This window comes from Piscinibacter sp. HJYY11 (assembly GCF_016735515.1).
Lineage (GTDB): Bacteria > Pseudomonadota > Gammaproteobacteria > Burkholderiales > Burkholderiaceae_C > Rhizobacter.
Map to the genome: position 1 here is coordinate 713,383 of NZ_JAERQZ010000001.1, position 13,221 is coordinate 726,603.

General features: G+C 66.7%; 13 protein-coding genes and 1 tRNA gene. 8 read left to right on the forward strand and 6 right to left on the reverse strand.

Annotated features, from left to right (window positions below; genetic code table 11):
- The first annotated feature begins 196 nt into the window (after positions 1–196).
- Positions 197–979 (forward strand): enoyl-ACP reductase FabI, encoded by a 783-nt coding sequence (fabI, locus tag JI745_RS03220; RefSeq protein WP_201803688.1) that lies wholly within the window; start codon positions 197–199, stop codon positions 977–979.
- On the opposite strand, the gene glk is transcribed toward fabI, so the two are convergent.
- Together glk and JI745_RS03230 are read right to left on the reverse strand one after the other, a co-directional pair.
- Positions 980–1,945, reverse strand: coding sequence for a glucokinase (gene glk / locus JI745_RS03225; RefSeq protein WP_201803689.1), 966 nt, complete (start codon positions 1,943–1,945; stop codon positions 980–982).
- Between the two features lies 1 nt (position 1,946).
- A complete protein-coding gene (locus tag JI745_RS03230; protein ID WP_201803690.1) occupies positions 1,947–4,208 on the reverse strand; it encodes an arginine/lysine/ornithine decarboxylase in 2,262 nt (753 codons plus the stop codon).
- Positions 4,209–4,304: 96 nt separating this feature from the next.
- On the opposite strand from JI745_RS03230, the gene JI745_RS03235 reads away from it, so the two are divergent.
- The 3 genes from JI745_RS03235 to JI745_RS03245 all read left to right on the forward strand — a co-directional run bounded on the left by JI745_RS03235 (position 4,305) and on the right by JI745_RS03245 (position 5,795).
- Positions 4,305–4,745 (forward strand): NfeD family protein, encoded by a 441-nt coding sequence (locus tag JI745_RS03235; protein WP_201803691.1) that lies wholly within the window; start codon positions 4,305–4,307, stop codon positions 4,743–4,745.
- Positions 4,746–4,769: 24 nt separating this feature from the next.
- Complete coding sequence (locus tag JI745_RS03240; RefSeq protein WP_201803692.1) at positions 4,770–5,681, forward strand: SPFH domain-containing protein; 912 nt, start codon at positions 4,770–4,772, stop codon at positions 5,679–5,681.
- 23 nt (positions 5,682–5,704) lie between these two features.
- Positions 5,705–5,795, forward strand: a tRNA-Ser gene (locus JI745_RS03245).
- Positions 5,796–5,848: 53 nt separating this feature from the next.
- Here JI745_RS03245 and JI745_RS03250 read toward each other — a convergent pair.
- The 4 genes from JI745_RS03250 to JI745_RS03265 form a co-directional block, all read right to left on the reverse strand.
- Positions 5,849–7,060, reverse strand: coding sequence for a branched-chain amino acid ABC transporter substrate-binding protein (locus tag JI745_RS03250; RefSeq protein ID WP_201803693.1), 1,212 nt, complete (start codon positions 7,058–7,060; stop codon positions 5,849–5,851).
- A gap of 148 nt (positions 7,061–7,208) precedes the next feature.
- The gene (locus JI745_RS03255) at positions 7,209–7,664 is read right to left on the reverse strand and encodes a hypothetical protein (RefSeq protein ID WP_201803694.1); all 456 of its coding nucleotides are present in this window, start codon (positions 7,662–7,664) and stop codon (positions 7,209–7,211) included.
- The gene (locus JI745_RS03260) at positions 7,661–8,104 is read right to left on the reverse strand and encodes a DNA polymerase III subunit chi (protein ID WP_201803695.1); all 444 of its coding nucleotides are present in this window, start codon (positions 8,102–8,104) and stop codon (positions 7,661–7,663) included. Before JI745_RS03260 ends, JI745_RS03255 begins: the two co-directional genes overlap by 4 nt.
- 20 nt (positions 8,105–8,124) lie before the next feature.
- Positions 8,125–9,582 carry a leucyl aminopeptidase gene (locus JI745_RS03265; RefSeq protein ID WP_201803696.1) on the reverse strand — a complete coding sequence of 486 codons (1,458 nt, stop codon included), beginning with the start codon at positions 9,580–9,582 and terminating at the stop codon, positions 8,125–8,127.
- A gap of 30 nt (positions 9,583–9,612) precedes the next feature.
- Between JI745_RS03265 and lptF the strand changes: the two genes are divergently transcribed.
- The 4 genes from lptF to JI745_RS03285 are packed head-to-tail and all read left to right on the forward strand — an operon-like array spanning position 9,613 to position 13,212.
- Positions 9,613–10,719, forward strand: coding sequence for an LPS export ABC transporter permease LptF (gene lptF / locus JI745_RS03270; RefSeq protein ID WP_201803697.1), 1,107 nt, complete (start codon positions 9,613–9,615; stop codon positions 10,717–10,719).
- Positions 10,716–11,828, forward strand: coding sequence for an LPS export ABC transporter permease LptG (gene lptG / locus JI745_RS03275; RefSeq protein WP_201803699.1), 1,113 nt, complete (start codon positions 10,716–10,718; stop codon positions 11,826–11,828). The genes lptF and lptG overlap by 4 nt, the downstream gene beginning before the upstream one ends.
- Positions 11,825–12,196: a sirohydrochlorin chelatase gene (locus tag JI745_RS03280; protein WP_201803700.1), complete on the forward strand. Its 372-nt coding sequence runs from the start codon at positions 11,825–11,827 to the stop codon at positions 12,194–12,196. The genes lptG and JI745_RS03280 overlap by 4 nt, the downstream gene beginning before the upstream one ends.
- A 47-nt stretch (positions 12,197–12,243) precedes the next feature.
- Positions 12,244–13,212, forward strand: a complete 969-nt coding sequence (locus JI745_RS03285) for a CysB family HTH-type transcriptional regulator (RefSeq protein ID WP_201803702.1) — start codon at positions 12,244–12,246, stop codon at positions 13,210–13,212.
- Positions 13,213–13,221 lie beyond the last annotated feature (9 nt).

Here is a 13,221-nt window from a genome sequence, read left to right on the forward strand (position 1 = left end):
AAGAATCCGCCCATGCAGTTTTCTTGCGAAAAGCGCATTGTAGCGGGCACTCCAGGTACCGGCAAGAGCTGGCGTTGTCAAGTCGGCAGGTTTTGCGGGGCTGCCAAGGAGTTGTCACGCGTGGCGAGCGCGGGAATCTGCCCCTGCCTGCGTGCCAGAATCGCGCCCTGACTTTTTTCAACAGTGCGGAGACAGCATGGGATTCCTGGCCGGCAAACGTTTCTTGATCACCGGGGTGCTCAACAACCGCTCGATCGCCTATGGGATTGCCCGCGCCTGCCACCGCGAGGGTGCCGAGCTGGCATTCAGCTACGTGGGCGACCGTTTCAAGGAGCGCGTGACCGAGTACGCCGCCGAATTCGGCTCCAAGCTGGTGTTCGACTGCGATGTCGGCAACGACGAGCAGATCGAGTCCACCTTCAAGGGCCTGAGCGAAGCGTGGCCCCAGTTCGACGGTTTCGTGCACTCCATTGGCTTCGCCCCCCGCGACGCCATCGCCGGCAACTTCCTCGACGGCCTGACCCGCGAGAACTACCGCATCGCCCACGACATCTCGGCCTACAGCTTCCCGGCAATGGCGAAAGCCGCCCTGCCCCACCTGCGCCCAGGCGCCGCCCTGCTGACGCTGACCTACCTGGGCGCAGTGCGCTACGTGCCCAACTACAACACCATGGGCCTGGCAAAGGCCTCACTCGAGGCCAGCGTGCGCTACCTTGCCCAGGCCCTGGGCGACAAGGGCATCCGGGTCAACGGCATCTCGGCCGGGCCGATCAAGACGCTGGCCGCCTCGGGCATCAAGGACTTCGGCAAGCTCCAGGCCGAGTTCGCCGCCACCGCGCCCATCCGCCGCAACGTGACGATCGACGACGTGGGCAACGCTGCGGCCTTCCTGCTGTCGGACCTCGCCGCTGGTATCAGCGCTGAAATCACCTATGTCGACGGCGGTTTCAGCCAGGTGATGGGCGGCGGCGAAGGCTGATCAGAGCTCGTCGAGCGCCCGCGAAGCACCGGCCAGGGCCGGCGACTGCTTGGCTGTGATCACGTAGACGGGAATCGCGGCCAGGTAGTTCTGGTAGCGGCCCTTCTGCTCGAAGGCCGTGCGGAAGCCGGACCGCATGATGCGGTCGCCACCAAGCCGCGGCAGGATGCCGCCGCCGACGTACACGCCACCCAGCGCCCCCAGCGACAGTGCCAGGTTGCCGGCGACCGTGCCGAGCATGCCGAGGAAGAGCGCCAGTGCTTCGACAGCCTGGGTGTTGCTCCCACTGACCGCTGCATCGCTGACCTCGGCTGCGGTCTGCAACGACGCGTCGGCACCATCGAGGCCGCACAAGGCCTGGTACAGGTTGACGAGCCCAGGGCCCGACAGGGCCCGCTCCGCAGACGCATGGCCGAAACGGTCGCGCAGCACGCGTGTCACCGCTTCTTCCCGATCGTTCGTCGGCGACAGGGTCACATGACCGCCCTCGCCCATGATCGGCACCAGACCACCACCGCGTGGCGACGGCAGCAGCCCGGAAACCCCGAGCCCCGTCCCGGGTCCGATCAGCGCCACCGGCGCCCCCGCCCTCGGCTGCCCGCCGCCAACCTGCAGCAGGTCTTCGGCCGGCAGGCTCGGCAGTGACAAGGCCAGCGCCGTGAAGTCGTTGATGACCAGCAGTCGCTTGACGCCAAGGGCCCGCTCCAGCGCGGAGATCGAGAACGACCAATGGTGGTTGGTCATCTTCACCTCGTCGCCGACCAGCGGCGTGGCGATGCCGATGCTGCACGAATGCGGCACCGGCTTGCCCTGCTCCTTCAGGTAGTGCTGCAGCGCCGCCAGCAAGGACTCGTGGTCCTTGCACGGGTAGGTGCAGACCGACTCGATCGGCTGGCCCGCGCTCGCCTGCCAGGCAAAACGCGCATTGGTACCGCCAACATCGCCCAACAGGCGGGGATAGCTCATCTCACTCATCTCGGACGCAATCGACGTAATAGCTGTGGGTGCCCGAGTCACCGTCTTCTTCGACGAGGCCGTGCACGTCGGTGTCGAAGCCGGGGAACTGGGCGTTGAATTCGCGCGTGAAGCGCAGGTAATCGACGATCTTGCTGTTGAAGCGCTCACCGGGGATCAGCAGCGGAATGCCCGGCGGGTACGGCGTGACCAGCGAGGCGGTGATGCGCCCTTCCAGATCGTCGATGGCCACGCGCTCGGTCTGTCGGTGCGCAATGCGGGCGAAGGCATCGCTCGGCTTCATGGCCGGTTGCAGGTCCGACAGGTACATCTCGGTCACCAGGCGCGCGATGTCGCTCTTCGCGTAGGCCTCGTGGATGGCCTGGCTCAGGTCGCGCAGGCCCATGCGCTCGTAGCGTGGGTGCTGCGCCACGAACTCGGGCAACACGCGCCACAGCGGCGCGTTGCGGTCGTAGTCGTCCTTGAACTGCTGCAGCGCGGTGAGCAGCGTGTTCCAGCGGCCCTTGGTGATGCCGATGGTGAACATGATGAAGAACGAGTACAGGCCCGTCTTCTCGACCACCACCCCGTGCTCGGCCAGGAACTTGGTGACGATGCTCGCCGGAATGCCTGCCTTCGCGAACTTGCCCGACATGTCGAGCCCCGGCGTGATGATGGTGCTCTTGATCGGGTCGAGCATGTTGAAGCCGTCGGCCAGGTCACCGAATCCATGCCACTTCTCGCCGGCCTTGAGCATCCACTCGTCGCTCTTGCCGATGCCGGTGGTGGCCAGCTTGTCCGGCCCCCAGACCTTGAACCACCAGTCCTTGCCGTACTCCTTGTCGACCTTGCGCATGGCGCGGCGGAAGTCGAGCGACTCCTGGATGCTCTCTTCCACCAGCGCGTGCCCGCCGGGTGCTTCCATCATCGCGGCGGCCACGTCGCAGCTCGCGATGATCGCGTACTGCGGGCTGGTGGAGCTGTGCATGAGGTACGCCTCGTTGAAGAGGTGCCGGTTCAGCTTGCGGGTCTGCGAATCCTGCACGAGCACTTGCGACGCCTGGCTGATGCCTGCGAGCAGCTTGTGGGTGGACTGGGTGGCAAAGACGAGCTGGTCCTTCGGCCGCTTCCGCGCCCGGCCCATCGCGTGGTACGTGCTGTAAAAGGTGTGGAAAGCCGCATGGGGCAGCCAGGCCTCGTCGAAATGCAGCGTGTCGATGTAGCCGTCGAGCGAGTGCTTGATGGTCTCGGTGTTGTAGAGCACGCCGTCGTACGTGCTCTGCGTCAGCGTGAGGATGCGCGGCTTGACCTTCTTGGCGTCCACGCCGGCCAGCAACGGGTTGGCCGCGATCTTCTGCTGGATGGCTTCCTTCGAGAACTCGCTCTCCGGGATGGGACCGATGATCCCGTAGTGGTTGCGCGTCGGTCGCAGGAATACCGGCACGGCGCCCGTCATGATGATCGCGTGCAGGATCGACTTGTGGCAGTTGCGGTCGACGACCACCACGTCGCCCGGCGCCACCGCGTGGTGCCACACCATCTTGTTGCTGGTGCTGGTGCCGTTGGTGACGAAGAAGCAGTGGTCGGCGTTGAAGATGCGCGCCGCGTTGCGTTCGCTGGCTGCGATCGGGCCGGTGTGGTCGAGCAGCTGGCCGAGCTCGTCGACGCTGTTGCACACGTCGGCGCGCAGCATGTTCTCGCCGAAGAACTGGTGGAACATCTGGCCGACCGGGCTCTTCAGAAACGCCACGCCACCCGAGTGCCCCGGGCAGTGCCAGGAGTACGAGCCGTCCTGCGCGTAGTCGACCAGCGCCCGGAAGAACGGCGGCGCCAGCGAATCGAGATACGCCTTGGCCTCGCGGATGATGTGGCGCGCCACGAACTCCGGCGTGTCCTCGAACATGTGGATGAAGCCGTGCAGCTCGCGCAGCACGTCGTTGGGCAGGTGCTGCGAGGTGCGCGTCTCGCCATAGAGGTAGATCGGGATCTCGGCGTTCTTGAAGCGGATCTCCTGGATGAACTTGCGCAGGTTGAGCACCGCCGGGTCGATGTCGGGGCCGCCCGAGAACTCTTCGTCGTCGATCGACAGGATGAAGGCACTCGCCCGGCTCTGCTGCTGGGCGAACTGCGCCAGGTCACCGTAGCTCGTGGCGCCGAGCACCTCGAAGCCTTCCTTCTCGATGGCCTGGGCCAAGGCGCGAATGCCCAGGCCCGAGGTGTTCTCGGACCGGTAATCCTCGTCGATGATCACGATGGGAAAACGAAAGCGCAGCATGGCAACCCCGGGGTAGGCTTCTTGGAAAAGCGCGAAGTGTAGAACCAGGATGCGACCGGAATACACTGCGCCGACAACAACCTGCATGGAGGAGGAATGGACCTTTCAACGGCGACGTTCTGGTGGGTTCTGGCCGGTGTGGCGATCGCCGCCGAGCTGACCACTGGCACCTTCTACCTGCTGATGATCGCCCTGGGCCTCGCCGCCGGTGCCGTTTCGGCGCACCTCGGCCTGTCGACCAGCCTGCAGATCGCGATGGCCGCCGTCGTCGGCGGCGGCGCCACGGCGCTGTGGCATTGGCGTCGCATGAAGCTTCCCACGTCGGCCCCGGCGGCCGAGAACCGCGACGTCAACCTCGACATCGGCGAGCGTGTGCAAGTCGACGCCTGGAACCCCGACCGCACCACCCGCGTCAGCTACCGCGGCACGATGTGGACGGCCCGCCTGCAGCCCGACAGCCCTGCCCTGCCCGGCACGCACCTCGTCACAGCCGTCGAAGGCAACTGGCTGGTGCTCGTGCCATCGTCCTCCCCCTGAAGGTCTTCAACCGAAAGCGCGCCCATGGAAATCGCCCTCATCCTCGCGGTCATCGCCGTCATCTTCGTCGTCCGCACCTTCAAGATCGTGCCCCAGCAGCACGCCTGGGTCGTCGAGCGCCTCGGCAAGTACGACCGCACGCTCACGCCGGGCTTGAAGTTCGTCGTGCCCTTCATCGAGCGGGTGGCCTACAAGCACTCGCTGAAGGAAGTGCCGCTCGACGTGCCGAGCCAGGTCTGCATCACACGCGACAACACCCAGCTGCAGGTCGACGGGATCATCTACTTCCAGGTCACCGACCCGATGCGCGCGAGCTACGGGTCGTCGAACTACATCATGGCCATCACCCAGCTCGCGCAGACGCTGCTGCGTTCGGTGATCGGCAAGATGGAGCTCGACAAGACCTTCGAGGAGCGCGACGCGATCAACTCTTCGGTCGTCAACGCGCTCGACGAGGCCGCCGCGAACTGGGGCGTGAAGGTGCTGCGCTACGAGATCAAGGATCTGACGCCGCCCGCCGAGATCCTGCGCGCGATGCAGGCGCAGATCACCGCCGAGCGCGAGAAGCGCGCACTGATCGCGGCCTCGGAGGGCCGCAAGCAGGAGCAGATCAACATCGCGACCGGCGAACGCGAGGCCTTCATTGCCCGCTCCGAAGGTCAGCGCCAGGCCGACATCAACCAGGCACAGGGTGAAGCCGCGGCGATCGTGGCCGTGGCCGATGCGACAGCCGATGCCATCCGCAAGGTGGCGCAGGCCATCCAGTCACCCGGCGGCGAACAGGCGGTCCAGCTCAAGGTGGCCGAAAAGGCCGTCGAAGCCTTCGCCCAGCTCGCGCAGAAGAACAACACGATGATCGTGCCCGGCAACATGAGCGAAGTCGCCGCGCTGATCTCGACGTCGATGGCGCTCATCAAGCAGAAGACACCGGTTTGAGTCGGCTAGAATCCGCCGCTTCCGGAGAGGTGGATGAGCGGTTTAAGTCGCACGCCTGGAAAGCGTGTGAGGGTTAATAGCCCTCCGCGGGTTCGAATCCCGCCCTCTCCGCCAGACATGAAAAAGGGCGCCTCGCGGCGCCCTTTTTGTTGGCCCTGAACCGGAGCTCAGCGCACCACGGCGATCTGCTCGCGCTTCTCACCCTTGTAGGTATAGAGCGTCAGCGCGCCGTTCTTCACGTCGCCCTTCTCGTCGAACGAGATGGTGCCGGTCACGCCCTTGAAGTCGGTCGTCTTGGCCAGCTCGGGCAGGTACTTGGCGGGGTCGGCCGAGTCGGCCTTGACCATCGCGGCGACCAGCACGTTCACGGCGTCATACACGTACGGTGCATAGATCTGCACGTCGGTGTTGAACTTGGCCTTGAACTTGGTCTTGAACTCCTCCAGGCCTGCCTTGGCTTCGCCTTCGACACCACCGGCCTCGGCGCACACCACCTGGCCGTCGGCCATCGCTCCACCGGCCAGCTTGGGCAGCTCGCCCGTGCAGATGCCGTCGCCGCCCATGAACTTGGCCTTGATGCCGAGTTGCTTGGCCTGGCGGATCATCGGGCCGGCCACCGCGTCCATGCCGCCGTAGAACACGACGTCAGGCTTGACGGCCTTCACTTTGGTCAGGATGGCGGTGAAGTCCGTAGCCTTGTCGGTGGTGAACTCGTGGGCCGCGACCTTGCCGCCAGCAGCCGCCACGCCCTTCTCGAACTCTTCGGCCACGCCCTGGCCGTAAGCCGTGCGATCGTCGATCACGGCGATCGACTTGCCCTTGAGCTGGGTGACCGAGTACTTGCCGAGCGTGCCGCCGAGGTGCACGTCATCAGCAACGACGCGGAAGGTGGTCTTGAAGCCCTGGCGGGTGAACTTGGGGTTGGTCGCCGACGGCGAGATCTGCGGGATGCCGGCGTCGCTGTAGATCTTCGAGGCGGGGATCGAGGTGCCCGAGTTCAGGTGGCCGACCACGCCGTTGACCTTGGAGTCGACCAGCTTCTGCGCGGCAGCGGTGCCTTGCTTGGGGTCGCCTGCGTCGTCTTCGGCGACCAGCTCGAACTTGACCTTCTTGCCGCCGATCGTCACGCCCTTGGCGTTCAGCTCTTCAATCGCGAGGCGGGCGCCGTACTCGTTGTCCTTGCCCAGGTGAGCGATGCCACCGCTGGTGGGACCCACGTGGCCGATCTTGATCACCGACGGGTCGGCAGCGGCAGCGGCCGGTGCCGAGGCGGGCGCCGAGGCGGCCGGAGCGGCGGCTTCTTCCTTCTTGCCGCAAGCCGACAACATCACCACGGCGATGCTGGCCACCGCGGAGAGCGCAAAGGTCGATCTCTTCATATAAGTGTTTCCTTGAGGGTTGGGAAAGCTGATGAGCAAAGCTTGTGCCTATGCCTGCTGTCTCAGACAGGCCGCCATGATCTCGAATCCAAAGGAAAAAGCAATACGAGGTGTTGCTCTAAAACACCCGCCGGCGTGGCGCCGTGAATCAGCGCTTTTGCAGCCGGTCGAGCTCGAGCGAGACCGCCCGGGCGACCATCTCGCGCAGGTTGGCCGCCAGCTGTGCGCGCATCTCGCGCACGAGGCTGTCGGTCATGCGGGCCAGCACCGGCGAGAGCGATTCGCGCAGGCGGTGCTCGAACATCAGGTCGAGCTGCTTGTCCAGGTCGGCCAGCACGCGCTGCACCACACGGGCTTCGTCGACGACAGCCACAGCGGGTGAGAACGCCGCCTGCACCGGCACGGCCGGGGCGGCCTGCACCGGCGGCACGTAGGGCTCCGGTCTGCCCATCGGCGTGGGCGCGGTCTCGGCGAACGCCGGGTTGACCGGCAGCGGCGGGAATTCGTCGACCTCGGGCACCGCTTGCGCCTTGGGCAACACCACGACCTCGGTGAGCACCGGGACGCGCTGCGGCGGCTGCTGCGGCGGAACGGTGGGCTTCACGACTGCGGCTCCTGCGCCACGTCGTGGCGGGCGATCTCATAGCCACGATCGCTGTAGTGTTTCCAACGGGCGCGGCCGGCCTGGCGGTCTTCCCCGTCGTGCGAGACCAGCTCGATCACACGGGCGAAGCCCTCGAAACCATCGACCAGCTCGTGGCCCAGGTTGAGCAACACCTCGTGGTGCGGTACCTCGCGCACCTGCTCGCTCAGCCAGACCGGGGTGTCGCGCAGGCGGGCCGCAGGTGCCTGGCCCGGCCGTGCGTAGACATGCGGCACGAAGTCGAGGGGCTCGAAGACCCATAGCTGCTTGTCGAATCGCGCGAGGACGTCTGCTGGTGCGCAGACCACCACTTTGGCGCCTCGGCGCACCGCTTTGCGCAGCAGGCGGCACGCATAGGCCATGCGGTCAGGCACGTTGAAATGGAAGCTGACCTCGGTCACGGCGACGGCCGGATGAAACGTCAACGCGCCTGCGACAGCACGAAGTGCGTCAGCAACGGCACCGGCCGACCGGTCGAGCCCTTGGCGGCGCCCGACTTCCAGGCCGTGCCCGCGATGTCGAGGTGGGCCCAGCGGTACTTGCCGGTGAACTTCTTGAGGAACATCGCCGCCGTCACCGCACCGGCCGCTCGCGGGCCGACGTTGCCCATGTCGGCGAAGTTGCTCTTCAGGCCTTCGGCGTATTCCTCGTCGAGCGGCATGCGCCACGCCGGGTCGAGGGAGGCGCGGCTGGCCGCAATGAGCTCATCGGCCAGGGCGTCGTCGGGCGAGAAGAGACCGGTGTTGTGGTGGCCGAGGGCGATCACGCAGGCCCCGGTGAGCGTGGCCACGTCGACCACGGCCGCAGGCTTGAAACGCTCGGCGTAGGTGAGCGCATCGCAGAGGATCAGCCGGCCTTCGGCGTCGGTGTTCAGGATCTCGATGGTCTGGCCGGACATGCTCGTGACGACGTCGCCCGGCTTGACCGAGCGGCCGTCGGGCATGTTCTCGCAGGCCGGCACGATGACGACAACGTTCACCTTGGGCTTGAGTTCGGCCACGGCGCGCAGGGTGCCCAGCACGCTGGCGGCACCGCACATGTCGAACTTCATCTCGTCCATCTCGGCCGCGGGTTTGATGGAGATGCCGCCGGTGTCGAAGGTAATGCCCTTGCCGACGAGCACGATGGGCGCCTGCGTCTTGGCCGCGCCGTTGTAGCGGGCCACGATGAACTTCAAGGGCTCATGCGAGCCCTGGGCGACGGCGAGGAAGGAGCCCATGCCGAGCTTCTCGACGTCCTTGCGGTCGAGCACCTCGACCTTGAGCTCGTGCTCGCGGCCGAGCTTCCTGGCCTGGTCGGCCAGGTAGGTCGGCGTGCAGTGGTTGGCCGGGCGGTTGCCGAGGTTTCGCGCAAAGGTCACGCCCGCCGCGATGGCCTGGCCGCGCTGCAGACCGGCCTGCACGGCCTTGGTCTGCGCCTTGGTGCAGACGAGCGTGAGCTTGTCGAGCGGCGACGCTGCCGGTGCGCTGGGCTTGGTATCGCGGTACTGATAGAGCGCGTCGGCCGCGGCCGTGGCGGCGGCTTCGGCGTGCGCCTCGTCCAGCTCCGCGCCGACCAGTGCCACCGCCACGTGGCGTGCGCCGAGGCCCTTGATCTGGCCCACGCCGCCGGCCACTGCCGACTTGAATTCCTTCACCCCGCCCTTGCCGGCCGCGACCGCGAGCACGCGCGCCACTTTCACGCCGGCCGGTCGGTGCAGGTAGAGCTTGTTGCCGGCCTTGAGCTTCCAGTCGTGCTGCGCCAGCGCGTCGTTCAGCGGTGAGGCGAGCTTGGCATCGAGCGACGCATCGACCGCCTCGCCCACGACCACCAGCAGCAGCGCATCGGCAGCAATGGAAGACAAGGCCGCAGGTGCGGCGATCTGATGACGGAAGTCCATAATGCGGCGGCCCTACGAGATGATCCAACGATGTTATTCGATTCCTCTCTGAGAAGAGACCTGTCGCGATCCTTCGGCGCCACGCTGGTGGTCATCCTCACCATCGTGGTGACGATGATGCTGATCCGCACGCTCGGGCAGGCCGCGGTGGGCCGCATCGCACCGCAGGACGTGGTGCTGCTGCTGGGCTATTTCGCCCTCGCCCACCTGCCGACGATGCTCGCGCTCTCGCTGTTCATCTCGGTCGTGGCCACGCTCGGCCGCATGTACCGCGAGAGCGAGATGGCCATCTGGTTCGCAAGCGGCGTGGGCCTCTCCCGCTTCGTGCGGCCGGTGCTGCGCGTGAGCTGGCCGGTGCTGCTGGTGGTGGCGCTGCTGGTGCTCTTCGTGTGGCCGTGGGTCAACCAGAAGAGCAACGAGATGCGCGAGCGTTTCGAGCAGCGCTCCGACCTGTCGCGCGTGGCGCCCGGCCAGTTCCAGACCTCCCGCGACGGGCAGCGCGTGTTCTTCATCGAACGCTCCACCGACAACGGCCGTGATGCGCGCAACGTGTTCATCCTCGCGCGGCAAGGCGACAGCGAGTCGGTGACCTCGGCCCGCAGCGGCCGCATCGAGAACACGCCCGAGGCCAACTTCCTCGTGCTCGACCGGGGCCAGCGCAACGAGCAGAACCTGAAGAGCAACGAGAAGACCGTCTCGAGCTTCGAGACCTACCGCGTGCAGGCCGGCGAAAAGGCGCTCAGCGGCGTGGACAAGCTGCCGCCCAAGGCGCAGCGCAGTGCCGAGCTCGTGCGCGACACCGACCCGGCTGGCCGAGGCGAGCTGGCCTGGCGGCTCGGCCTGGCGCTCGGTGCGGGCAACCTGCTGCTGCTGGGCATCGGCCTGTCGGCCACGTCGCCACGGCGTGCCAGCAACTGGAACCTGCTCTTCGCGCTGCTCGCCTTCGTCGTCTACTACAACCTCATCAACCTGAGCAAAGCCTGGGTCTCGAGCGGCAAGCTGGAGATGGGCGCGGCGCTGGCCGTGATCCACGGCGGCGCCTTCCTGGCGGCGCTCGCCTTGATCTGGTGGCGCGACCACGGCACGCACCTGCAGCTGCGGCCGAGGCGCCCAACCTCGACGGTGGCGCCCGCATGAGGACTGTCCGCCGCCTGCTTTATCGCGATATCGTGTCGTCGGTGCTCTTCGTGGCGCTGGCGTTCCTGTCACTCTTCTTCTTCATCGACTTCGTCGACGAGCTGGCCGACGTGGGCAAGGGCTACACCGCCTTTCATGCAGCGCTTCACTCGGTGCTGGAGCTCCCCGGGCACCTGTACGAGCTGGTGCCGATCGCCGTGCTGATCGGCACCATCTACGCCTTGTCGCGCATGGCGCAATCGTCGGAGTTCACCATCCTGCGCACCGGTGGGCTCGCACCAGGGCGGGCGCTTTCGCTGCTGGCGGGGCTGGGCGCGGTCTTCGCCGTCCTGACCTTCGTGGTGGGCGACTATCTCGCGCCGCTCAGCGAGCGCGCCGCGACCATGGTGCAGACACGCGCGAAAGGCGGCTTCAGCGTGGGCGGCTCCGGGGCCTGGCTGAAGGACAAGAGCATGACGCCACAAGGCGAGCGTTCGTACTCGATCAACGTCGGCCGCGCGACCTCGGGCGGCGAACTCGCCAACATCCGCATCTTCGAGTTCGATGCCAACGGCCGGCTGCTGCGGCGCATCGGCGCCGGCAGCGGCTCCGTCAACCAGGACGGCGTCTGGTCACTCGCCGACGTGACCCTCACCGACTGGAGCACCGTCGGTGCGCCGGACTTCCAGCCCAGCGTCAACGAAGAGAAACGCCCGGCCTACGAATGGGCCAGCACCTTGCCGGCCAGCGTGGTGGCGGCCGCCGTGCTCCCCGAGAAGTCGATGTCGACCCTGGAGCTCTTTCGCTACATCACCCACCTGGCCGACAACGAGCAGGCCGCACAGCGCTACGAGATCCGCTTCTGGAAACGCGCGCTCTACCCGCTTGCCTGCCTGGTGATGGTGGCCCTGGCCCTGCCCTTCGCCTACCTGCACGGGCGCGCCGGCGGCGTGAGCCTCAAGGTCTTCGGCGGGATCATGCTGGGCATCAGCTTCGTGCTGCTCAACAACGTGGCCTCGCACCTCGGCCTTCTGCAAGGCTGGACACCCTGGATCGTGGCGGCCACGCCGAGCCTGATCTACCTGCTGTTGTCGCTGGCGGCGTTCAGCTGGCTCGTGAGGTACCGATGAGCACGACTGGCCTGCTGCTCTTCGCGCACGGCGCGCGTGACCCGAACTGGGCCCTTCCCTTCGAGGCCGTGGCGCAGATCGTGCGCCAGCAGCGGCCCGGGATGCCAGTGGTGCTCGCCTTCCTGGAGTTCATGAGCCCCACCTTGCCGGTGGCCGGTGCGGCGCTCGCCGCCCAAGGCTGCACCGAGGTGGCCGTGGTGCCGCTTTTCCTTGGGGCGGGCGGCCATGTGCGCAAGGACCTGCCGGCCTTGCTCGCCGAACTGGCCGCGGTCTACCCGCAGGTCACCTGGTCCTTGCAGCCGGCCATCGGCGAGGTCGACAGCGTGGTCCGGGCCATGGCCGAAGCGGCGCTCAAGCTCGCCTCCTAATACTCTCAGTGGAATAATCCAGACAGCTCACATACTGCTCTGGATATATGAACCTTCACCAGTTCCGGTTTGTCCAAGAGGCGGTCCGGCGCGACCTCAACCTGACCGAGACCGCCAAGGCGCTCTTCACCTCGCAGCCCGGCATTTCCAAGGCCATCCTTGAGCTCGAAGGCGAGCTCGGGGTCGACATCTTCGCCCGGCACGGCAAGCGCCTGCGCCGGGTCACCGAGCCCGGCCAGCACGTGCTGGCGAGCATCGAGATCATCATGCGCGAGGTCAACAACCTGAAGCGCATCGGCGAAGAGTTCTCCAAGCAGGACAGCGGCACGCTCTCGATCGCCACCACCCACAGCCAGGCCCGTTACTTCCTGCCCGAGCCGCTGGCCCAGCTGCGCAAGCGCTTCCCCAAGGTCAACATCAGCTTGCACCAGGGTTCGCCCGCGCAGGTGGCGCAGATGCTGCACGAGGAGGTGGCCGACATCGGCATCGCCACCGAAGCCATCGGCGACGTGGACGAGTTGGTCGCCCTGCCCTGCTACGAATGGCAGCACGCCGTGGTGATGCCCCCCAGCCACCCGCTGGCGCAGGCCGAGCGCCTGAGCCTGGAAGACCTGGCGCGCGAGCCCATCGTGACCTACCACCCGTCGTTCAGCGGCCGCACCCGCGTCGACCAGGCGTTCACCGCCCGTCACCTGAAGCCCAACATCGTGCTGGAGGCCATCGACGCCGACGTCATCAAGACCTACGTGCGCCTCGGGCTGGGCATCGGCATCGTTTCCGAGATCGCGGTGCGCGACGACCCGCCCGGTGGCGACCTGATCTCCCGGCCGGTCGGGCATCTCTTCGGCCGCAGCATCACGCGCGTGGCCTTCAAGCGCGGCGCCTACCTGCGCAACTTCGTCTTCGCCTTCGCCGAGATGCTGTCGGAGCGGCTCAACCGCGCGCTCATCACCAAGGCGATGAGCTCCCGTGACGCCCACGGCGGCCCCCAGGACACCACCGACTACCAGCTCTGAACACGCGAC

What these genes read in the sequence shown, in the direction of transcription:
- JI745_RS03265 (WP_201803696.1), bottom strand. Translation starts at nt 9,582, where the DNA reads ATGGACTTCCGTCATCAGATCGCCGCACCTGCGGCCTTGTCTTCCATT.
- JI745_RS03280 (WP_201803700.1), top strand. Translation starts at nt 11,825, where the DNA reads ATGAGCACGACTGGCCTGCTGCTCTTCGCGCACGGCGCGCGTGACCCG.
- lptF (WP_201803697.1), top strand. Translation starts at nt 9,613, where the DNA reads ATGTTATTCGATTCCTCTCTGAGAAGAGACCTGTCGCGATCCTTCGGC.
- glk (WP_201803689.1), bottom strand. Translation starts at nt 1,945, where the DNA reads ATGAGCTATCCCCGCCTGTTGGGCGATGTTGGCGGTACCAATGCGCGT.
- JI745_RS03285 (WP_201803702.1), top strand. Translation starts at nt 12,244, where the DNA reads ATGAACCTTCACCAGTTCCGGTTTGTCCAAGAGGCGGTCCGGCGCGAC.
- JI745_RS03235 (WP_201803691.1), top strand. Translation starts at nt 4,305, where the DNA reads ATGGACCTTTCAACGGCGACGTTCTGGTGGGTTCTGGCCGGTGTGGCG.
- JI745_RS03230 (WP_201803690.1), bottom strand. Translation starts at nt 4,208, where the DNA reads ATGCTGCGCTTTCGTTTTCCCATCGTGATCATCGACGAGGATTACCGG.
- lptG (WP_201803699.1), top strand. Translation starts at nt 10,716, where the DNA reads ATGAGGACTGTCCGCCGCCTGCTTTATCGCGATATCGTGTCGTCGGTG.
- JI745_RS03240 (WP_201803692.1), top strand. Translation starts at nt 4,770, where the DNA reads ATGGAAATCGCCCTCATCCTCGCGGTCATCGCCGTCATCTTCGTCGTC.
- JI745_RS03250 (WP_201803693.1), bottom strand. Translation starts at nt 7,060, where the DNA reads ATGAAGAGATCGACCTTTGCGCTCTCCGCGGTGGCCAGCATCGCCGTG.
- fabI (WP_201803688.1), top strand. Translation starts at nt 197, where the DNA reads ATGGGATTCCTGGCCGGCAAACGTTTCTTGATCACCGGGGTGCTCAAC.